We start from the raw sequence: 20,547 nt of genomic DNA on the forward strand, positions 1-20,547 counted from the left end.
TATAATAATATAGGTGTAACCATTCAAACAAACGAGTAATCAAATCAGAAGGATGAAGAAACTCATCATTTTCATATTCATCGTGGCTCTGTGCCCCGTAGGCATGAGGGCGCAAAGCAACATGACCGACAGCCAAGTGGCTGAGATGGTGCAGCGCGAAATGGAGAAAGGCACATCAGACAAGCAGATCGTAGTGAAGCTGATGCAGAGCGGTGTGGACATTAACCAGATTAGGCGTGTGCAACGCAAATACCAGCGGCAGGCCAAGCAGGCGGGCCTCGGTATGGCTAAGGCCGACGAGGGCGATAGCCGCATGCGCACCAACAACGGCAAGAAGCGCGACGAACTGCGCCAGCGCACCCACGAGGAGAACATAGAGCGTGAGGCCAACACCACGCAGCGCATACAGGGCATAAACAAATGGCAGAACGAATATAACGAGGATGACCAGGACTTCATGCTGATGCAGGCCGAGCTGGGCAACATGACGCACCAAGACTCCATAGCATGGCTCAACCAACTGCTGGAGCAGCAAGAGAAAGGCAAGAAGCGCGTGTTTGGACGCGACATATTCAATAATAAGGACCTGACCTTCGAACCCTCGATGAACATCGCCACACCGCAGAGCTATGTGCTCGGGCCAGGCGATGCCGTGTCGGTGGATGTGTACGGCGCCTCGCAAAAGACATTCAACTGCACCGTGACGCCCGATGGCCAGATCGTGATCGAAGGCTTCGGACCCATCGACGTGAGCGGACTGACTGTAAGCCAGGCCAAGAACCGCATACGCAACACGCTCGGCGCACGCTATCGCAGCAGCCGCATCAACCTGTCGCTCGGACAGACGCGAACCATCACCGTGAATATCATGGGTGAGGTGAAGGCGCCGGGCACCTACACGCTCTCGGCCTTCGCAACCGTGTTTCACGCCCTCTACATGGCGGGCGGCACGAGCGATCTGGGAACGCTGCGCAACATACACATCTATCGCAACAATCGCCTCATCAGCGTGTGCGACATCTACGACTACATCCTCAACGGCAAGATGACGGGCAACGTGAGGTTGCACGACGGTGATGTGATCTCGGTGGGCGCCTACGACTGCCTGGTGAACATCGTGGGTAAGGTGAAGCGCCCCATGTTCTACGAGATGAAGAAGAGCGAGAGCCTTGAGAGTCTCCTGAAATATGCGGGAGGCTTTGCTGGCGACGCCTACACGAAAAGCGTGCGCGTGAACCGCAAGACTGGTCGCGAGTATGCGGTGTTCAACGTCGATGAGTTCGACATGAGCAGTTTCCGCATAGCCGACGGTGATAGCGTGAGCGTCGACTCCATATTGCCCCGCTACGAGAATACCGTGGAGATCAAAGGTGCGGTGTTCCGCCCCGGCATGTACCAAATGGGTGAGAGCGTCAATAGCGTGCGCACGCTCATAGAGCACGCTGAGGGTCTCACCGAGGAGGCGTTCACCGCACGCGCCGTGATGCACCGCATGAATCCCGATCGCACACTGAAGGTGGTGAGCGTTGATGTGGCCGGCATTATGGACGGGCGTGTGGCCGACCTGCCGTTGCAGGAGAACGATGTGCTCTTCATACCCAGCAAGACAGAGACACTTTCGGAGCGCACCATCACCATCCGGGGCGAGGTGCAATACCCTGGCGTTTACAAATATGCCGACAACGAGACGCTGGAGGACTTTGTGCTCCAAGCCGGTGGACTGCTTGAGACGGCTTCGACGGTGAAGGTGGATGTGGCGCGCCGCGTGAGCAACCCCAAGGCCCTGACCACCGATAGTATTATTGCCAAGAACTACTCGTTTGCGCTGAAGGATGGCTTCGTGATCGATGGCGAGCCTGGCTTTACGCTCATGCCTTACGACGAGGTGTATGTGCGCAAGAGCCCTGCCTACTCGAAGCAGCAGAGCGTGACGGTCGACGGAGAGGTGATGTTTGCTGGCACCTATACGCTCAGCAAGCGCAACATGCGACTCACCGACCTGCTGAAGGCAGCGGGAGGCATAACCGACATGGCTTACGTGAAGGGCGCCCGACTGGAGCGCCGACCCAACGAGGCTGAACGCGCCCGCATGGAGGCTGCCTTCAAGATGCAACAAGAGCAGTTGCAGCAGCAGCTCCTCGAACTGGCTGCCAGTAGCAACAACGGCGGAAGCGTGCAGCAGGTGGCGCAGCAGTCGAACAGCACGCAGTTGAAGAAATTCCAGGTGCCCAACACCTTCCCCGTGGGTATTGAGCTCGACCGAGCCTTGGCCAACCCCAATAGCGACGCCAATATCGTGCTGCGCGAGGGCGACCGCCTCATCCTGCCGCAATACACGGCTACGGTGAAGGTGAACGGAGCGGTGATGTACCCCAACACTGTGGCCTACGAGCGCGGAAAGAGCGCCAAGTATTACATCAACGCCGCTGGCGGATTCGCACAGAACGCACGTAAGAGCGGCGCCTACGTAATCTATATGAACGGCATGGTGGGCAAACTCTCGCAAGGGGCCAAGATCGAGGCCGGTTGCGAGATTGTGGTGCCCAGTCGCATCAGCCGCAAGATGAGCGTGGCCGAGACCATGAGCATGGGTACTGGCATCGCATCGATCGCCGCCATGATCGCAACCATCGCCAATATGAGCAAGTAAGACTTATCGCATCATGAATAACGAACAAAACAAGGAAGAGGTTATCGACCTGCGTGAGGTGTGGGCAAGCATCGTCAAGCGAAAGAAATGGTTCTTCATCGCTTGGCCCATAACCTTTGTCGTATCAGCTCTCATCATCGTCTGTGTACCAAGAACCTATACCACCAGCACTGTGTTGGCCCCAGAAATGAACATACCTACGTCTGGGGGGACTTTGGGCGCTTTGGCTTCGAACTTCGGAATCGACTTGGGCGATCGCAACTCTACAGATGCCATCTATCCGAGTCTCTATCCCGACCTGATGGACGACAACGGATTCGTGTACAACCTGTTTGACATACGCGTGAAAAGCGCCGACGGAGCCATCGATACTACACTATACGCCTACAAGCGATATTTTACCCAGTACCCCTGGTGGACAGTGGCAGTGGCCAAACTGAAGAACCTGCTGCCTAAGACAAGCGATGAGCAAGGGACGAAAGGTGTCGCCAACGAGGCCTTCAACCCTTACCAACTGTCGAAAAACGATGACGCCATCATGGGTGCCATCCGAAAGAGCATTGCTATCAGCGTAGACAAGAAGAACGATGTGATTACCATCAGTACGGAAGCACAAGACCCGCTCATTTGTAAGACCATTGCCGACTCGGTGAGGCAACGTTTGCAGGAATTCATCACAGCCTACCGCACCAAAAAGGCGCGTAACGATGTGGAGTATTATGCCAAATTGACAGCTGATGCCAAGGTCGACTATGAGCGTGTGCGCCAAACATACGGTGCGTACGCAGACGCCAACATGGACGTAATTCTACAAAGCTACAAGTCGAAAACTGAAGACTTGGAGAACGATATGCAACTGAAATACAACACCTACACATCGCTGCAAGCACAGTTGCAGGCAGCCCGCGCCAAACTGCGCGAGAACACGCCCGCATTCACCTTGCTCAAGGGTGCGGCCGTGCCCGTCAAGGCCACAGGGCCCAAGCGTATGTTCTTCGTCATCGGAATGTTGTTCTTAATAACGTTTGCCCTCATTTGCTTTTGCACGAAAGAAGTGCTCCTTCCCAAGAAAACGAAGCAAACAGATAAGGAATAAGCTAACCTCCTGCAAATACATGTATGGAAGCCTCTAAGCGTATTATCGTTAATACTATAGTACAATATGGAAAGTCGGTTGTCAACATCTGCCTTTCCCTCTATTCTACGCGCCTTGTTCTCGACGCGCTCAACATCAGCGACTATGGAATCTATTCGGTGGTGGGAGGTGTCGTGAGCATATTAGGCTACCTAACCAATTCGCTTGTGGTAACCACTCAGCGCTACTTGTCGTACCACCAAGGTGCTGCTGACAACGAGCAAGTGCGCAAGGTCTTTGCCAACAGCCTGCTCATACACTTAATGTTTGGAGTGGCTATTTGCCTCATATTGCTTCCGTTGGAAAACTTGCTTATCAACCATTTCCTCAACATTGACCCTCTGCGCATGCAAGCGGCTGGCGCGGTGTACGTCACTATGGTGTTCATGCTCTTTGCCACTGTGATGACTTCGCCGTTCAAAGCCTTACTCATCGCACACGAGAACATTGTGTATATATCTGTAATTGAGGTGATCGATGGTGTGCTGAAACTCGTGCTGGCACTAAGCCTTGCCTTCATTGGGCTCGACAAACTGGTGTTCTACGCCATCGGAATGACAAGCGTCATCACCTTCAACTTGTTGGCATACATCGTCTACGACTACTTCAAATATGAGGAGAGTCATTATCGTTTGGGAAAGAAGAACTACGACAAGGCCATTATCCGACAGCTCTTGGGATTCGCAGGATGGACTACTTATGGCATGGTGGCTGGCATTTGCCAATCGCAAGGTCTCACGGTGGTGTTCAATAAGTTTTTCGGAACAACCATCAACGCTGCATTTGGTATAGGAACGCAGGTCAATGGAGCGGTACGATTTGTGTCCACATCCATCCTTAACGCTATGAATCCGCAGATCATGAAAGCAGAGGGAAGTCACGATCGCGAGAAGATGTTGAGTCTCGCAGGAAAGGAAAGCAAGTTCTCGACAGCGCTGATGATGATCATTTCCATACCCGTCATGATAGAGTTGCCTGACATCCTTGCCTTTTGGCTCAAGGTGGTGCCACCCTATACCACAACCTTTTGCCGTACGCTCATGCTGGCCTTTGTCGTAGACCAAATGACACTGGGGCTCCATGCCGCCAACCAAGCTACGGGAAAACTGAAATATTACTCGCTCCTTACGTACACGCCAAAGATGATGCTTGTGCCCATAGCGTGGGCAACCTTCAAGGCCGATGGAGGACTTCATCTTATGATGGCCATCTACGTGTTTATGGAACTCGCAGTTTCGTTATCACGGCTGCCCTTCATGAAATACTCGGCTGGGCTCAATGTTACCCAATATGTCAAGGCTTCCCTTATGCCGCTCTTACCTTTGGCCATGGCCGTCACGCTTGCAAGCGTGGCCTGTACCGAGTGTTGCGCATTTCGGTTCAGATTCCTTTTTACAGCATCAGTTGCTGCGACCATTGGCATAATATCGCTTTTCACATTCACGCTTAGCAAGGATGAGAGAACTTATGTACTTCGATTGTTAAAGTTAAAGAGATGACTTTCAACCTGGACAAATACTTGACATTCAACAAGTCGAAGCTTTACACGCTACGAAAAAGCACGCTCGTCGTATGGCTTTACACCATAGGCATCCTCATAGCGTTCCTAACGACCATGAACCCATGGCCGCTATGGAGACTATCCACCACATACATGGTGTTCTCAAGCGCCTTTATCGCCTTGGCGATGATCATCGATCGCCAACTAAGTAATCGTGCCTTCAGCGATGGGAACTACATATATCCCACCGTCGCTTTCTTCGTGTTGGTGTTTTATCAAACGATGATAGGAAACGGAAATGTATCGAGTTTCATAGCTGCTTTCTGTAATTGCTTCATCTTCTTCTCCTTTTTCAGATACAAGGCGGAGTTGAGGCAGAGGATCGTTACGATCATCTGCAAGGGATTGGCGGCTTTTCTCTGCGTATCAATCACGTTCTTTTTCTTATACATCATAGGATTTTCGCTACCCAATCAATCGTTGGTGTCGCCCGACGAGTTCTATTATTTCACCAACTATTACTTGTTTCTCATAGACGATCGAACTCTTTTCGCCTTCTTCCCCAGGTTCCAGTCCATCTTCATAGAACCCTCTCAGTTGGGCACTGCATGTGTGTTGTTACTGCAAGTGCAGCGAGGCCATTGGAAGAAATGGTACAACTCCATTCTCTTGTTTGCAACTATCATCAGTTTCTCATTAGGAGCATACGCTTATCTCTTTGCCATCATATTCCTCAACCTTTGGTGTAACCGTAAGAAAATGATTCGCAAAGTAATGGGTACTATAGCCGTTCTTTCCACCATAGTCATAGGCTCATTCTTTTATAATGGTGGCGATAACCTGCTGCAAGATCTCATTATCGCGCGAATGGAGATAAACGATGGAGAATTGGCAGGCAATAACCGTACGACAGAGAGCTTCGACAAGGAATACGATTCGTTCATGCAATCGTCTGACGTGCTCTTTGGAAGGCAGAGAGATAACTCTGAATTTGGAAACTCGGGCTACAAAGTGTACATTTATCAATATGGGGTTGTCGGCCTGATATTGCTTATTGGCTTCTTTGTTGTCAGCTACAGAAAAGGTAAGGACAGAAGGGCCGAGATATCATCGTTGATCGTGGCATCCATGGTGTTTATTGTTGACGGATTCGTTGTGTGGTATTGTCGATACATACCGTTGTTCTGCACAGCCACCTCTGAACCTCCAACAACAGACCAGCAAGAATTATCCGTATCCGCATCATGACCATCCTATACGTCCTACACACCACCAATCCGGGCAATGGGGCCTCCGTGGCTTTCATGAGCATGCTCCAAGGGCTGATTCCCTTGGGGGTAACGCCAGTTGTGGTCTTGCCCGATCAGGAGGGAATATACCATGAATTGAAACGCCAAGGCGTCGAGATTATCTGCTCTCGATACAGGATGAGTACCTTCCCGTATCTGAAAGGCATGAAGAACAAGGTGCTTTTCCTGCCTCGTCTCATCGCCCGCCTGATACTCACACACCAAGCCATTCGAAATATAACGCGTCAAGCCAAAGAGTGCCATGTCGATATGGTTCACACCAATACCAGCGTGCTGTCCATCGGATACCATGTGGCCAAACGCTTAAGCGTACCCCACGTTTACCACATACGTGAATACGCCGACAAGATAGGCTTGCATATCATCCCTAGCCAGCACACGCTGGTGTCGCAGCTCGGCGCTCCACATAGCTACGCTATCTGCATATCGCGAGACCTGCAAGCCTACTACCGTTTGAGCGACAACAACCGATCGGTGGTTTCATACGATGGAGGTGACACGCAGCAAGAGCCCATGCCTCATAACAAGAAGGAGCCTTTCTTCCTTTTGGTGGGACGAGTGCAGCAAGCAAAGGGCCTAGAACTGCTCCTGGAGGCTTACGCTAGTTATCATGCCCAAATCCAGAGGCCATACCCCTTGTATATCGCAGGCGGCATAGCCGATGCCCATTACTACCATCGTTTAATAGCCTTTGTTCGGGCTCATGACCTCGATGAATCAGTGAACTTTATGGGGCAACGGCGCGATGTGGACCAACTCATGCAACGAGCTGTAGCGCTTATCCTCACCTCGCCTTATGAAGGCTTTGGACTGACGTTTATGGAGGCTGCAAGAAAGGGATGTCTCATCATAGGAAGATATACTACTGGCGTGAAGGAGCAAATGGACAACGGGAAGGAACTGGAGGGAACCGACATAGCTCTGGCGTTCCAAACAACCAGCCAGTTGGCATCGATCATGATTGATGTGACCAAACACACCCCCAATCATTACGACCTCTATAGGGAACGTGCCTACCGAACCGTATGCAGTGAGATCTACGATCAGAAACGCAATGTTCAACGAGTGTTTGACTTTTACAACCAAATCATACAAAGAGAAAAAAATGAAACCAAGAATAATAGCTCTATACCTGCCGCAATACCACCCCATACCCGAGAACGATGAGTGGTGGGGCAAGGGATTTACAGAATGGAACAATGTGGTAAAGGCCAAACCTTTGTTTAAAGGACACAGCCAACCACACCTGCCTGCTGACCTGGGCTTTTATGACTTGCGAGTGCCTGAGGTTCGTCAGCAGCAGGCTGACCTGGCACGCGAGGCTGGCATTGAGGGATTCTGCTATTACCATTACTGGTTTGGCAATGGTAAGCAACTTCTTGAGCGCCCCTTCCAAGAGGTGCTGGAGAGTGGGAAGCCCGACTTTCCCTTCTGCCTGTGTTGGGCCAATCACGACTGGACCAACAAGACCTGGAAGAGGGGAAGCAGTCTCAAACGCGATTCTATGTTGATGCGGATGACTTATTCGGCGGAAGATGCCGTGAGGCATTTCCACGCACTTTTGCCCGCTTTCAAAGATGAACGTTACATCAAAGTCGACGGAAAACCCTTGTTTGCTGTATGGGCACCAAGAAGCATTCCTGCCTGTAAGCAGTTTGTCGACACTTGGCAACAACTGGCCATAGATAACGGATTTCCAGGAATCCATTTCGTGGGACAGACTGACAACACGGGAAAAGGCTTGCAAGGAGAGAAGAAAAACTACTATTCGGCAGACAGGGCAGGCAGCTATTACCAGTCGGTTCTCGACTTGGGGTTCGACGCCGTCATGTCGTCGGGCTTTCGCCGTGCAGTGGGACTCTATCAGGGACGCCTCTCCATGATGTGGCATATGTTACGTGTTAGAACCGCATTCTCCACCGCCACCCGTATGGATTACCAGCGTTTCATGCGCAATTACTATGTTCCTGAGGATGCATGGGAGAACGTTTATCCCACCCTTCTGCCACAATGGGACAGAACGCCAAGGGCTGGCGAGAAGGCGGAAGTTTTAATTCAAGCCACACCACAACGGTTCAAGGAAACCATACTTGATGCCATGAACCATATAAAGGATAAAACTCCACAACACCAAATACTGTTCTTGAAGGCGTGGAACGAATGGGGAGAAGGCGATTACGTGGAACCCGACCAAACCTTTGGACATGGTTGGCTTGACGCCATCCGCGATGCCGTTAACAACAAATGATAACTTCATGGCACTAACCATATACAACATAAAAAAATGGTACCGTATGCTGACGGGAAAGAGCGTGCTTCACGTCAACCAAAACTTGGGCAAGACGTTTGCAGTTGGCCAACTAACGGGCTATTACAATAACCTGACCGAGAAGGTCACTATGCTCCCCGAACTGCTTCAAACAGATGGGCTACCTACGCTTCACACCGAGAAAGGCGAAGATGTGTTCTTCCCCGTAGCCATCTTCCAGTATGGCTTGGGAGCCTACGACCTGTATCTGCAAACAGGCGATAAGACTTATCTCCGTAAGTTCATGCAATGTGGCGAATGGGCAATGAGTCACCAGCAAGACAATGGCGCATGGAACAATTTCTTCTACGTGTACCCGTCAGCGCCTTATGGAGCCATGGCGCAAGGCGAAGGGGCATCGTTACTACTAAGGGCTTATGCCCAAACCCACGACAAACGCTATAAAGATGCAGCCCGAATGGCCATCGACTTCATGCTCCGCCCCATCTGTGAGGGTGGCACTTCTTCCTATGCCCATGGAGCGATCTGCCTGCACGAGTACACCCACCTGCCTGTTGTGCTCAACGGTTTCGTTTTTGCCTGGTGGGGGCTCTACGACTATTCGCTTGTTGATGACTCCCACACATATGACAAATTCTTGCAACAGTCGTTGAGGGGAATGCGGGAATTGCTTCCACGTTTTTCCAACTCCTACTGGAGCCTTTATGATTTGGGTGGAAAAATAGCCAGTCCCTTCTACCACAACCTGCACATTGCTCAGATGGAGGCCATGTTTCTCATCACGGGCGACAGCGCATTCAAACACTATGCAGATAAGTGGAAAGGCGATCAGGGAAACTCTTTAAAGCATGCATTGGCCTTCACACGGAAAGCCATTCAGAAAATACTGGAATGATGAAGATACTTCTACTATCCAACCAATGCCTGAACAAAGATGGCGTGGGCAACCCTATCATGTACCGCATGGAGCGCTCCATGGCCACATTGCCAGACGTTGGTGAGGTGCGTTTTATGCCTTTTACTAACCGTTTGGGGTGTTTTCGCGACATACGCCAAGTGGCCAGTTGTTACGATGTGGTCCATATACACTTTGGTGGATTGTATGCCCTGCTCCTGCGTCTTGCGCTCATAGGCATCAACAAACCCATGGTCATCACTTTTCACGGAACAGACATCCACGCTAAGAGCATCAAAACGGCTCATGGCATTGCTAAGAAATTGAAAATAAAGGTGAACCAATGGGCGTCGTTTCTGAGCATTCCTCTTTTCTCCTCATGTGGCTTTGTCACTACGGAGATGACGCACTACGTGCCTAGAGCCCTCAGACAGTGGCAACAAAGCAAGTTTTTCGTGCAACGACTGGGTGTCGACTATTCGCTCTTCACACCCGTAACGCATGCAGAGGCATGCCAACGATTAGGCATCCCGAATCGCCCATACGCCCTCTTTTCTGATGTTAGCGGCACAAATATTAAACGCCGCGACATTGCTGAGGCTATCGTTTCTCAGATGAACGGAGAGGTGGCATTGCTACGAATGACCCACGTTAAGCCTGAGTTGGTGCCTCTTTACATCAGCGCCGCCTCATTCCTTCTTCTTACGTCCGACGAGGAGGGATCGCCCAACATCATACGAGAATGTTTAGTGATGAACAAACCAGTGTTTAGTGTAAACGTGGGTGATGCTGCAAAACAGTTGGAAGGACTGGCCAATTCGGCTATCATCAGTAGAGATCCAAAGCTGGCTGCACAAAAAATAAGTGAAGTAGTGAGCAAGCCCTACACTGACAACACCAGGGAGAGGCAACGCGCCAAACTCGATTTTGACCATCTAAACCAAGCCGTCGTAGCACTTTACAAAAGACTTACATCTAAATGAAAATAGTACAAATCATAGGAGGACTGGGCAATCAGATGTTCCAATACTCACTCGCATTGGCTTTAAGGAAGCGCTACGGCAATGAGGTCGCCGTAGACACTTGCTTCTTTCGAGGCTATCCACTCCACAACCATTACGAGATCGATAAGATATTTCACGCCACACTGCCAGTCGCATCCAAGCGAGAGGTGAGGAACGCGTTCCGTCTCCTTGTTGGCCATTACAATCTTAGCCGCATCTACAAGCACTGCATGCCATGTAAGAAAACCGAATATCGTGAGAAGCAAGCCACGGCTTTCAATCCCAATGTGCTGGAAGACCAACGAGCTACCTATTACGATGGCTATTGGCAAGACCATCGCTATCTAATAGATGTGAAAGACGACATTTTACGCGAGTTTGTATGGCGTCAGCCTCTCACGGGTAAGAATGCCGAGTTGTTCCAGCAATTGGCCAGTGGCAACAGCGTTTCGATACACTACCGTGGTGGCGACTACGTAAACCATCCCACTTTTGGCGGTATCTGCGACGTCGACTATTACAAGCGAGCCATCGCCCAAATTGCGCCTTGTATGCGACCGGGCACACTTGTTGCCATTTTCAGCAATGACATTGCCACTTGCAAGGAGCACCTTTGCCCATTGCTGAAAGATTGCCAAGTGGTGTTCGTGGATTGGAACCAAGGGGCCGATAGCCATCTCGACATGCGCCTGATGACGGCATGCCAAACTAACATTGTAGCCAATTCTTCATTTTCATGGTGGGGTGCATTTCTCAACCAGCGCAAGGATCACGTGGTGGTAGCTCCCAAGCGGTGGACAAGAAACGGGCAAACTGCTCAGCGTTGCTTACCCGACTGGTTGAGGGTGTAATAGCGAACCCAGTCGATATCCATCCAGGCGGGAAAATCATTGATGTCGGGTTTCAGCCATGGATTGTTCCATTGCATGTCGATGCGTAGATAGCTTTCCACACCGTATGGGAATTGATGCTTCACTTTCGCGTCGTTAATCTTATGATAGGTGTACGTTTCCTTGCCATTGACCGAGAAAATAAGACGATCGGGTAGAATCTCTACGCCATAAATATTCCAATCCTCAGCCTTGACGGAAGGTCTGAAAGAGCGCTCCTTCTCGGTCTGCCGATTTTGAATGGTCGAATAGTTGTTATGGGCCGTTTGCACCACGATGTTGTCGTGGTTGTAATGCTCCATAATATCTATCTCTGCCCAGTCGGGATCGTTTTGGTATTTCACGCTCGTTATCCAAATGGCCGGCCAACAACCTTGCGCGCCATGAATTCGGGCCCTTACTTCCATCTTTCCATAACCGCTAAAGTGGAAATGGTTTTGTGTCTGTATGCCACCAGTGAGTACTGTGGCCGTGTCGGTAGGGTCGATATTCTTGTTGCGCTTGCAGTAAAGGCGCAAGTACCCACCCCGCTGACGGTAGAGCTTGTCGTGAGTGGTCATGTAGCGGCGCCACGCCGGTATGTTGCGGTCGATGCGTTCCCAATGGGTCGTGTCGAGTTTGGAACCATTAAACTGGTCTTCCCACACCAAGCGATAGGTGCGTTGTTCATCGGTTTGGCGCGCTGAGGCTTGTCCAGCAATGGCCGCTGATAGCCCAATGACGAACATCAGGCAAGCCATTATTATTAAAAAATGTGTTCTTTTCATTACATATATTGTTTCTGTTACATACAAAGTTAAGGGTATTTGAAGAAAAAATCAATAATAACGCAATATTAATGGGTACTTTACAAAATATTAGCATTTGTTAGGCGTTAATATTATTAAATAACACTTTGTATAATCACACATGACTAAGAAATGGGAGCACTGGTATCTGTAATTATGTCCACATACAACAGTGGTGAAAGCGCTGCTGGAAGCATTGGGAGCATACTTGGCCAAACTTACGGCGACCTGGAGCTCTTGGTTACCGACGATGGTTCAACAGATCCAGCCACCCTGCAATTGCTCAGCGATATGGCTAAGCAAGATGGTAGGATTAGAGTGTTCTTTCAAAAGGAGAACCTCGGGCCTGGGTGTGCCCGTAACAATTCTATCCGGGAGGCACGTGGGCGCTACATAGCCTTTTGTGATAGCGACGACCGATGGGAGCCAAACAAACTGGAGCGGCAGATACGCTTTATGAACGAGAACCATGTGGCTCTTTCCTATACCTCATACCTACGCGTGAAGCCCTCGGGTGAAAAGGTGGCCATTGTCATTGCTCCTGAACGAATGACATTTGGCAAGTTGCAGATGGATAACAAGATCGGTCTGTCCACTGCTATCTACGATATCGAACTGTTAGGTAGGAAGTATTACATGCCCTTGCTTCGCAAACGGCAAGACTGGGGCCTGACGCTCACAATCTTGCGTGACTGCCATTTCGCCTTAGGGTTGAGGGAGCCGTTAACGCTCTACATGGTTAGAAAGGGTTCGGTTTCGCGCAACAAGATGTCGCTCATCAAGTATAACCTCGCTATTTATGAGCAGGTATTAGGATTCTCAAAAGTTAAGTCGGTGCTTAAATTCTGTTTCGTCTTCATGCCCAACTACATTTTCAAAAGACTGAAGACTCGTTGGGATAGTCGGAAATACTTAGCCGACTAACCTTTACCGTCCACACAAAACCAACAAATCCAACATGCAGCAACAGGAAAGACACATACCCCCATACATCAAGTGGAACGATGACGTGAACAATCCACGGTTCATACCCGATGGTATGAATGAGGTGGAGCGTGTCACCAAGCGAATCGTCGATTTCTTGGTGGCCCTGGTGAGCATCATCGTGTTCTCGCCCCTGTTTCTCATTTGCTATATCCTGGTGAAGCGCGAGGATGGCGGTCCTGCCATCTTCAAGCAGGAGCGCATTGGCCGGTTTGGCCGTCCGTTCACCATCTATAAGTTCCGAAGCATGCGCATCGACGCCGAGAAAGACGGTCCACAGCTCTTCGGCCACGAAAAGGACAGCCGCATGACGAAGGTGGGACGATTCCTTCGCGACCACCATCTCGACGAGCTGCCACAATTGTGGAACGTCATGAAGGGCGACATGGCCTTCATAGGCCCGCGGCCCGAACGCAAATACTACATTGACCAAATTGTTCAGCACGACCCGCGTTACGTTTATCTCTATCAGATCAGGCCAGGCGTAACATCCTACGCCACTCTCTACAATGGTTACACCGACACCATGGAGAAGATGCTGCGTAGGCTCGACCTTGATCTTTTCTACCTGGAGCACCGCAGTTGGTGGTTCGACGCCAAGATCTTGGTGAAAACTTTCATCAACATCATCTTCGGAAAGGTTTTCTAAACCCCATTCTCCTATACTCCCAATGGGCTAAGTCGCATATCGTTTTGCGCCCGTTGGGAAAGCATCATAAAGGGTGTGTCAGCAAGTCGTAATAGCCGACTTCCGACACACCCTTTAAGCGTAGCTGAACTCGAAGCTAATAACTATGTCATGCAACGCATCCTAATGCTTTGTCCTTCAGATTACTAACACTTCTTTCGGCATTTTGCTTCCATTCGCATTTTGTCATGGCCCGTTATGCTTTCAATGCGCCTGTTGCACCCTGCTCTTCTCAAACACTGAGAAGAATTGATTTCTAATGGCCTATTTGGGTTTGTTTCGGCCACCAAAATGGTTTTGTTTGCTGAGGGAGAAGGCGTTGGCGCCCTCTTGTCAACGCATAAAGCAACAGCCCAGACTTCCTTACGGGAACCAGGGCTGTTAGTGATTATAGGGGCGTGCCTCTGATGGTTTACTTCACAAACTTGCAAACGGCGGTGTGACCGCTCTCATCGTGTGCCTTGGCCACATAGCAACCTGCTGGGAGTGAGGTGGCGCTCACCACGCCGAAGCCGCCATGGAGATTGACCACCACGGTGGCCACTTTCTGTCCATGGAGCGTAAAGATCTCCACGGTGGCCAGCTGTCCCTCTCCGCGAACAAAGAGTTGCTTTGAGGCGTAGCTCAGTGTCAACTTGGCTGGGGCTGTAGTGGCGATGGTCTGGATGTCAGTGGGCGTCTGGTGGGCAAGGTGGGTGTTGTAGCTCGTGAGGATGTTCTTCTTGCCAATGGTGGGCTGGCTCATCAGGTAGATGTCGCGACCGCCGTCGGTATAGCGTCCCACGGAGTGGTAGCCGTCGTGGGCGGGGTAGGACAGACTGTCGGTCCAACTCATGTCGGCAGCCGAGAGCGCTATAACGCCACCGCCGTCGTTGAGCTTGAACGAGGCGTGCAGGTGGCGCTGGCTGTCGCGCTTGTCGCACCACACTACGAGATAGCCGTGGGCGGGGATGACCGTGGCGGCCATTGAGGCACCCTTGGTAAGCTGGCATTTCTGCATCTGGGCGAGGTTATCGGTAAGGAACATTCCCTCCACATCCTGAGGCTCTGAAGTGGTGTTGTAGAGCTCTACCCAATCGCTCTTCTTGCCATACTCGTTGATGAAGACATCGTTGGTGGCGCTCACCTCATTGATGCGAACGGGTGTGAATCCCTCCTCCAAGGCGTTGGCGATGGGCTCATAGTCGGCAATGAGACTGAAGTTGCCCTTGGGCATCGCTATCTCAGCCTCGGTAGCGTAGTAGTTGGTAGATGGCGAGGCGCCGATCGTGGTGTAGAGGGTTGCGTCCCAATAGATATCGCTGCTCGATGCGCTATTGTTGTGAACCTCCACGGCAATCACGTTGGTGCCCTTGTTGAAGAGGGCGGCGCTGAGGTTCACCGATCCCGCGTCGGGGTTGCCAGGGGCGTAGGTGTCGCTATAGGCGTTGTAGCCGCTCTGGCTCATGTTGTGGCGTGTGGCTTCCACGCCATTCACGTAAACGATGAATCCGTCGTCGACCTTGTAGTCGAGTTTGAACACATCGGCCGCTGTAGGAGCCGACGAAAGATAGATGTTGCGGCGGAAATAGTAGGTGGGACGCTTGTTGCGGCTGTCGTCGCCATAATCGATTGTGGTCTTCAGGCCATCCTTGCCATATCCCAATGGGCCGTAGCCGCTATGCCACCCGTTGCTGGTGGGATTGTAGCTGGTGTGGGCCCATGCCGTTCCGTCGAGACTGCCCTGGTCGTAGTAGTGCCATGTGGCTCCCCATTTGAAGATGGACCTCAAGTTGGCGTTGACGCTTTTCCAACCACGGAAAGTGTAGCCCGCTGGCGCCTCTGCCCGCAGGGTGACGGGAGCGAAGAGGTGGCCGTTGAAGCGACCTGTGGGAACCTCTATGCCATTGACATACAGGCTGGCGCCCGGTGTGGAACTGCTGAGGGTGGCCTCTTGAGCGTCGGCCACGGTGAGCCCCATGGGGGCGTAATTGCAGAGCGCCCGGGTGGCTGTTGAGAGCCGACTGTTGAGGCTGCTCTTGATGATCTCCGCTGTTTCGTAGGGACTCTCGTTGTTGAGCGCCATCTGTGGACCGACAAGCGCCTTGAGCGAATCGATGATGGCCGTGCAGCGTGTGGGTTCGAACACGCTACCGCCCATGAGGCTGTAAACGTCGATGACACGCTTCTTGAACGTGGCATTCTGCAGCATGTTTTTGAAGATGGTAACCAGTTTGATCTCAGCGGTGATGCGGTTCACCTCGCAACCATAGAGTGGGTCGAAGGTATATGTCTGCCTACCCATGAAGTTATTGAAGGGGTCGTTGCTGCCAAAAGCGCCATCAAGGTCGAACGTAACGAAGCGGAAACGGCCGTCGACGCTGCGTCTGAACCCCTTGATGTTGTTTTGAGGCCAATCGGCGCCACCGAGATAAAACTCCATGGCCATGTAGTTGGTGTATTCGTCGATATCGACGAGTTTCTTGATCTCCTCGTAGGTGGCCTCGTCGGCAGCGTTGGCCGAGAGCGCATACCATGTGTTGAACGCCTCGTCGGTGCCACATTTCTGTACGTAGCCCGAGTCGGGATTCATCTCAAACTGATCGATCTCCTCTTCGTCCCAACCGTAGTTGGCGTAAACATAGTGCTTGTTGTTGGGCTCGCGCACGTTGAGCACGCCAATATACTTGCCATTGATAAACTCATGGACTGGTTGGTAGCTCTGGCCGTCGATGTCGATGCCCGACGATTGGATGATGGTTTGCAGTGCGGGGTCTTTGAAACGGCAACGGGTGTCGTTGCCACCATTGCGAATCTGCAGGGTGCGGTTGCGTATGAAAGGCTTCGCTGCAAAGAACGGATAATTAAGGTTCTTGTTGCCCCCCAACTTCTTGTTGCCCTTCAACTTGAAGGAGTGGGGCGTGTAGGCGCGGCTCCACCCGCCACACATCTCGAAGTAGACATCTTGGTTGATACCCATCTCGTTGTTGGTGGTGATCCATGACAGGTTGGCCGGACGCTCCCAATCCATGTTCCAGTTGCAAGCTGTCGACTGGCCGTTGCCGGGTCGGCCGTTGGTGCCGCGCACGTAAACGCCAAGGCTGTCGTCGTAAAGGAAGAGGGAGTCCATCACCACACTGACGATGGGAAGGCCGTAGTCCTTATCCTTATATATATAGGAGCGTGTGGTGACGGCGCTTGCCAACTTGCCGCTTTCAAACAAGCGGAAGCGGTAACTGCTGGTTTTGCTCACCTCGAAAGAGCCGTCGGTTGAGGTCTCGCCATTTGAGAGCGTGGGCAATGTGCCATCCAGCGTGTAACGAAGGGTGGCGCCAGCAGGGATACCCACATGTATCGTGAAGGGCAAGGTGAACAGGCGCGAGTCGGTGTCGACCACAGGAGCGGCAAGCTGCTCTGCCGAGAATACGGCCGTGGCGTTGCTGGCACCCGGCGTGGGAGTGGCGGTCATGCCCCATGTGTCGCCACCATCGGTGGTGCGGGCGTAACTCACGCGGTCCATGCTCTCGGGATAGTTCACTTCGGCCACCACCTCGCCATCGGCGTTGCTGATGATGAGGATGCCGCCGCTCACGTTGAGCTTAAATATCGATTGGTTGGTGTTGATGTTGTTGCTGTCGAACCAAACCGTCTTGAAACCGTGTGCGGGGACCACGCCAAGCGTGCTTGGCGTGTACCATTGGCGTAGGTTGGCGGCGTTGTCGGTGAAGTAGAGTCCGCTCAGCTCCACGGCCTTGTCGGTGGGGTTGTATAGTTCCACCCATCCGTCGAAGTTGAAGGCGGGCGACACAAATTCGTCGATGTTGGAGGCCATCACCTCATTGATGACGAGGGATCCGGCCTTGGGCTGATTGCGCTCCACGGTGATGATGGCCTCGCCGCTCACATCCGATCCGTCGGTGGCCTGGGCGTAGATGGTGGCCTCGCCCTCATCCACAGCCGTTACCACACCGTTGGCGTCGACCGTGGCCACGTCGGTGTTGCTGCTCAGCCATTCCAACTTCTTGATGGTGGCGTTGGAAGGCGCGATGGTTACTGCCAACTGCTGGCTCTCGCCCACAATGAGTGAGCACTCTGAGGGTGTGAGATCGATATGGCTGATGGGCGTTACCTCGCCGTAATACTCCAACTTGAAGTTGTCGCACATGCACCAGTTGTTGGATGTGAAGTTGCTGTTTTTCAAGCCAATGGAGAGATCGCCACCCTCGTGGTCAAACTCCATCTCGTTTAGGTAGGCCCCACGCTTGAACGCTTCGGCGCCGCTTTCCATGGAGTTGGCAAACCACACTTGGGGCTCCACCCACCAGGGTGACCATGTGTCGCTGCCGAAATTTGTCGTCGACGACCACGAGTAGACGCTTACGAGCTTCTGTTTGTGGCTGCCAGCATAAAGAAATCCGGTGATGTCCTCGGTGCCATTAAGGTACGATTGATAACCGTTCTCGTTGTCTTGGCAACGGAAGTAGGCACTGACACTCAGGCGGTAGTGACCCTGTGGAAGACCTTTGGCCGTTTGGTGGAAGTCGAAGGTGCCATTCCAAAACTCCATGGCGCCGCAGGCTACGCCACGTCCACCGTGGACTCCTTCGCGTGTCCAACCATTGAGAGTGCCGTCGTCGAAGCCTGGGTTGACGAGGGTCGACTCAGTAACGTCGATCCAATGCTTGGCGGCTGAGGATGGAACAACCGCCGCAAACAAAGCGATTGCGGTTAGGCTGGCAAGTAAAAAATGCTTCATATTTAGTTTTTGTTATTTCAGAGGCAACAAAATTACGAAAAAATATTCGTTTGGCGACTATCAATCACTGGTTTTTATATAAATAATGTCAAATATGTTTGGCGATTGGAAAAGATTACCTATCTTTGCATCTACTTATCAACCCATTGTCGGAGGACGTGGGTTGTGCAGTGTGCCACAAGGCATTATGCCGTCAGGTTGACTGATTGAAAAATGGGGTTGACTGGATTTGAGGTTTTCTCATGGTAAACAATCAGAAAGAAAATCCAATGAAATCAATTAAAAGCCAAGTATTTATCGGGGTTTTGGAAGATTACAGCGACTTTTGCATCTTTCCATTTTCTGAGTATTTTTCTTTTATTTTCCGACTTTTGTCCACACGTTGTCCACACATCCGAAGTTCTTAACTTTGCGTCATAACATTAAAATATTGATTATGGGCAAAAAGAAATTGTACAAGACAGCGGATGAAATCATCGCCGGCTATTCCTTGACTTCAAGCAAGGTGCATCGTAAGGTTTACCTCGTCGGCAGACCATTGAAAACGGGCAATGTATCATTGGTGCGTTATCACAGTAGTGGCAGTGGAAAATTCCGTGTGCGAGAGCGCGAAACAACTGGAGTAATCCTATGCATAGAAAAGGATCAATCAGTCAAACTCGAGAATCAAGAGAAACTTAGATTACAGCAAGTGGTATGCGATACGCTAAATGCAGACCTGGAGCGTGAGGAAGCAGACTTCAAACCATTGCCAAAGACAAAGGTCTTGTTGTCTGATTATGCAAAGGAATTGGCAGAACGGTCGTTGAAGGAAACAGGTAATAGGCATAGTACCTATTCATCCATGAACTCACTTGCTCAGCATGCAGAACTATTCCGTCCACATAGTCAGCTTGGAGATATTGACAAGAAATGGTGTCTTCTCTTTATTGATTATCTCAAACACAAGGCGTTGAATCTGAATTTTCAGAGATCCAAAGACCCGAATAAACGTAAAGAGGTACTTATAGGACAGAATTCTCAGAACCGACTTATTGCAACTCTCAACAACGCGCTGAATACGGCGGTAAGAGAATCGTTGATTGCTCACAACCCAATGAACGAATTGAATTCGAAAGAGAAGGTTCCTGCAAAGAAAGGCACAAGAGAGTTCCTGTCTCATAAAGAGATCAATATGCTGATTAATACTCCATTCACTCATGGTAAGTATGACATCAAGCCTTCCTTCTTGTTCAGCTGCTATACCGGACTTCGATGGAGTGACTTGAAGGCGATAACAAGGAATGACATTCATTCAGATGCAAATGGTAAGTATATTGACATTATAATGGTTAAGACCAAGCAGCATCTTAAGGTGTATGTACCTCAAGTTGCTTTGAATCTGCTCCCTCATGCGGTTGACAATAACACTCCTCTGTTCTGCCTTCCCAAGAATGATTATGCCAATGAGCGATTGGCTCTCTGGATAAAGGATGCTGGTATAAAGAAAAAGATAACCTATCATTGTGCACGCCATTCCAATGCAACCGTGTTGCTTAGTAGCGGCATTCCTATTGCTGTTGTAGCAAAGCAGTTGGGACATTTGAAGATTCAGACAACAGAAATCTACGCTAAAATCATGGATGAAGCTCAGGTAGGTGCTGCAAATAAGATGGACGAGTTGTTTAAATGGACTTAAAAAATATGGCCATGTTCGTT

The 20,547-nt window shown here is 50.9% G+C and carries 14 protein-coding genes; 12 read left to right on the plus strand and 2 right to left on the minus strand.

The genetic code is table 11. The features are described 5' to 3' along the window. Positions 1-52: 52 nt before the first annotated feature. From KM934_RS00230 to KM934_RS00270, 9 genes are read left to right on the plus strand one after another with little or no spacing between them, the layout of a single operon-like run. Positions 53-2,650 (plus strand): SLBB domain-containing protein, encoded by a 2,598-nt coding sequence (locus KM934_RS00230; protein WP_215758539.1) that lies wholly within the window; start codon positions 53-55, stop codon positions 2,648-2,650. A 13-nt stretch (positions 2,651-2,663) separates the two neighbouring features. Further along, positions 2,664-3,746, plus strand: a complete 1,083-nt coding sequence (locus KM934_RS00235) for a GumC domain-containing protein (protein ID WP_252344818.1) — start codon at positions 2,664-2,666, stop codon at positions 3,744-3,746. Positions 3,747-3,769: 23 nt separating this feature from the next. Continuing rightward, positions 3,770-5,284, plus strand: coding sequence for a lipopolysaccharide biosynthesis protein (locus KM934_RS00240; protein WP_215758540.1), 1,515 nt, complete (start codon positions 3,770-3,772; stop codon positions 5,282-5,284). After that, complete coding sequence (locus tag KM934_RS00245) at positions 5,281-6,534, plus strand: hypothetical protein (RefSeq protein WP_215758541.1); 1,254 nt, start codon at positions 5,281-5,283, stop codon at positions 6,532-6,534. The genes KM934_RS00240 and KM934_RS00245 overlap by 4 nt, the downstream gene beginning before the upstream one ends. Further along, a complete protein-coding gene (locus KM934_RS00250; RefSeq protein WP_215758542.1) occupies positions 6,531-7,763 on the plus strand; it encodes a glycosyltransferase family 4 protein in 1,233 nt (410 codons plus the stop codon). Before KM934_RS00245 ends, KM934_RS00250 begins: the two co-directional genes overlap by 4 nt. Further along, a complete protein-coding gene (locus KM934_RS00255) occupies positions 7,702-8,844 on the plus strand; it encodes a glycoside hydrolase family 99-like domain-containing protein (RefSeq protein WP_215758544.1) in 1,143 nt (380 codons plus the stop codon). Before KM934_RS00250 ends, KM934_RS00255 begins: the two co-directional genes overlap by 62 nt. A gap of 7 nt (positions 8,845-8,851) precedes the next feature. Next, positions 8,852-9,760, plus strand: coding sequence for a D-glucuronyl C5-epimerase family protein (locus KM934_RS00260; RefSeq protein ID WP_215758545.1), 909 nt, complete (start codon positions 8,852-8,854; stop codon positions 9,758-9,760). Beyond that, the gene (locus KM934_RS00265) at positions 9,757-10,743 is read left to right on the plus strand and encodes a glycosyltransferase (protein ID WP_215758547.1); all 987 of its coding nucleotides are present in this window, start codon (positions 9,757-9,759) and stop codon (positions 10,741-10,743) included. Before KM934_RS00260 ends, KM934_RS00265 begins: the two co-directional genes overlap by 4 nt. Next, positions 10,740-11,615: an alpha-1,2-fucosyltransferase gene (locus tag KM934_RS00270; protein WP_215758548.1), complete on the plus strand. Its 876-nt coding sequence runs from the start codon at positions 10,740-10,742 to the stop codon at positions 11,613-11,615. The genes KM934_RS00265 and KM934_RS00270 overlap by 4 nt, the downstream gene beginning before the upstream one ends. On the opposite strand, the gene KM934_RS00275 is transcribed toward KM934_RS00270, so the two are convergent. Beyond that, positions 11,582-12,421 carry a glycoside hydrolase family 16 protein gene (locus KM934_RS00275; protein WP_215758549.1) on the minus strand — a complete coding sequence of 280 codons (840 nt, stop codon included), beginning with the start codon at positions 12,419-12,421 and terminating at the stop codon, positions 11,582-11,584. The two genes, KM934_RS00270 and KM934_RS00275, sit on opposite strands and share 34 nt — an antisense overlap. Before the next feature lie 177 nt (positions 12,422-12,598). On the opposite strand from KM934_RS00275, the gene KM934_RS00280 reads away from it, so the two are divergent. Both KM934_RS00280 and KM934_RS00285 read left to right on the plus strand, forming a co-directional pair. Next, complete coding sequence (locus KM934_RS00280; protein ID WP_252344819.1) at positions 12,599-13,366, plus strand: glycosyltransferase family 2 protein; 768 nt, start codon at positions 12,599-12,601, stop codon at positions 13,364-13,366. Positions 13,367-13,481: 115 nt separating this feature from the next. Further along, positions 13,482-14,075 carry a sugar transferase gene (locus KM934_RS00285; protein ID WP_252344825.1) on the plus strand — a complete coding sequence of 198 codons (594 nt, stop codon included), beginning with the start codon at positions 13,482-13,484 and terminating at the stop codon, positions 14,073-14,075. Between the two features lie 451 nt (positions 14,076-14,526). On the opposite strand, the gene KM934_RS00290 is transcribed toward KM934_RS00285, so the two are convergent. Next, positions 14,527-18,849: a CotH kinase family protein gene (locus KM934_RS00290; RefSeq protein ID WP_215758552.1), complete on the minus strand. Its 4,323-nt coding sequence runs from the start codon at positions 18,847-18,849 to the stop codon at positions 14,527-14,529. Positions 18,850-19,285: 436 nt separating this feature from the next. Here KM934_RS00290 and KM934_RS00295 point away from each other — a divergent pair, with 436 nt between their 5' ends. Continuing rightward, entirely contained in the window at positions 19,286-20,527 is a 1,242-nt protein-coding gene (locus tag KM934_RS00295; RefSeq protein WP_044064729.1) for a site-specific integrase, read from the plus strand. Positions 20,528-20,547: the final 20 nt, after the last annotated feature.

Source organism: Hallella faecis (assembly GCF_018789675.1).
Taxonomy (GTDB): Bacteria; Bacteroidota; Bacteroidia; order Bacteroidales; family Bacteroidaceae; genus Prevotella; species Prevotella faecis.

What these genes read in the sequence shown, in the direction of transcription:
- KM934_RS00285 (WP_252344825.1), top strand. Translation starts at nt 13,482, where the DNA reads ATGAATGAGGTGGAGCGTGTCACCAAGCGAATCGTCGATTTCTTGGTG.
- KM934_RS00265 (WP_215758547.1), top strand. Translation starts at nt 9,757, where the DNA reads ATGATGAAGATACTTCTACTATCCAACCAATGCCTGAACAAAGATGGC.
- KM934_RS00250 (WP_215758542.1), top strand. Translation starts at nt 6,531, where the DNA reads ATGACCATCCTATACGTCCTACACACCACCAATCCGGGCAATGGGGCC.
- KM934_RS00240 (WP_215758540.1), top strand. Translation starts at nt 3,770, where the DNA reads ATGGAAGCCTCTAAGCGTATTATCGTTAATACTATAGTACAATATGGA.
- KM934_RS00230 (WP_215758539.1), top strand. Translation starts at nt 53, where the DNA reads ATGAAGAAACTCATCATTTTCATATTCATCGTGGCTCTGTGCCCCGTA.
- KM934_RS00290 (WP_215758552.1), bottom strand. Translation starts at nt 18,849, where the DNA reads ATGAAGCATTTTTTACTTGCCAGCCTAACCGCAATCGCTTTGTTTGCG.
- KM934_RS00270 (WP_215758548.1), top strand. Translation starts at nt 10,740, where the DNA reads ATGAAAATAGTACAAATCATAGGAGGACTGGGCAATCAGATGTTCCAA.
- KM934_RS00245 (WP_215758541.1), top strand. Translation starts at nt 5,281, where the DNA reads ATGACTTTCAACCTGGACAAATACTTGACATTCAACAAGTCGAAGCTT.
- KM934_RS00280 (WP_252344819.1), top strand. Translation starts at nt 12,599, where the DNA reads ATGTCCACATACAACAGTGGTGAAAGCGCTGCTGGAAGCATTGGGAGC.
- KM934_RS00255 (WP_215758544.1), top strand. Translation starts at nt 7,702, where the DNA reads ATGAAACCAAGAATAATAGCTCTATACCTGCCGCAATACCACCCCATA.
- KM934_RS00260 (WP_215758545.1), top strand. Translation starts at nt 8,852, where the DNA reads ATGGCACTAACCATATACAACATAAAAAAATGGTACCGTATGCTGACG.
- KM934_RS00235 (WP_252344818.1), top strand. Translation starts at nt 2,664, where the DNA reads ATGAATAACGAACAAAACAAGGAAGAGGTTATCGACCTGCGTGAGGTG.
- KM934_RS00295 (WP_044064729.1), top strand. Translation starts at nt 19,286, where the DNA reads ATGGGCAAAAAGAAATTGTACAAGACAGCGGATGAAATCATCGCCGGC.
- KM934_RS00275 (WP_215758549.1), bottom strand. Translation starts at nt 12,421, where the DNA reads ATGAAAAGAACACATTTTTTAATAATAATGGCTTGCCTGATGTTCGTC.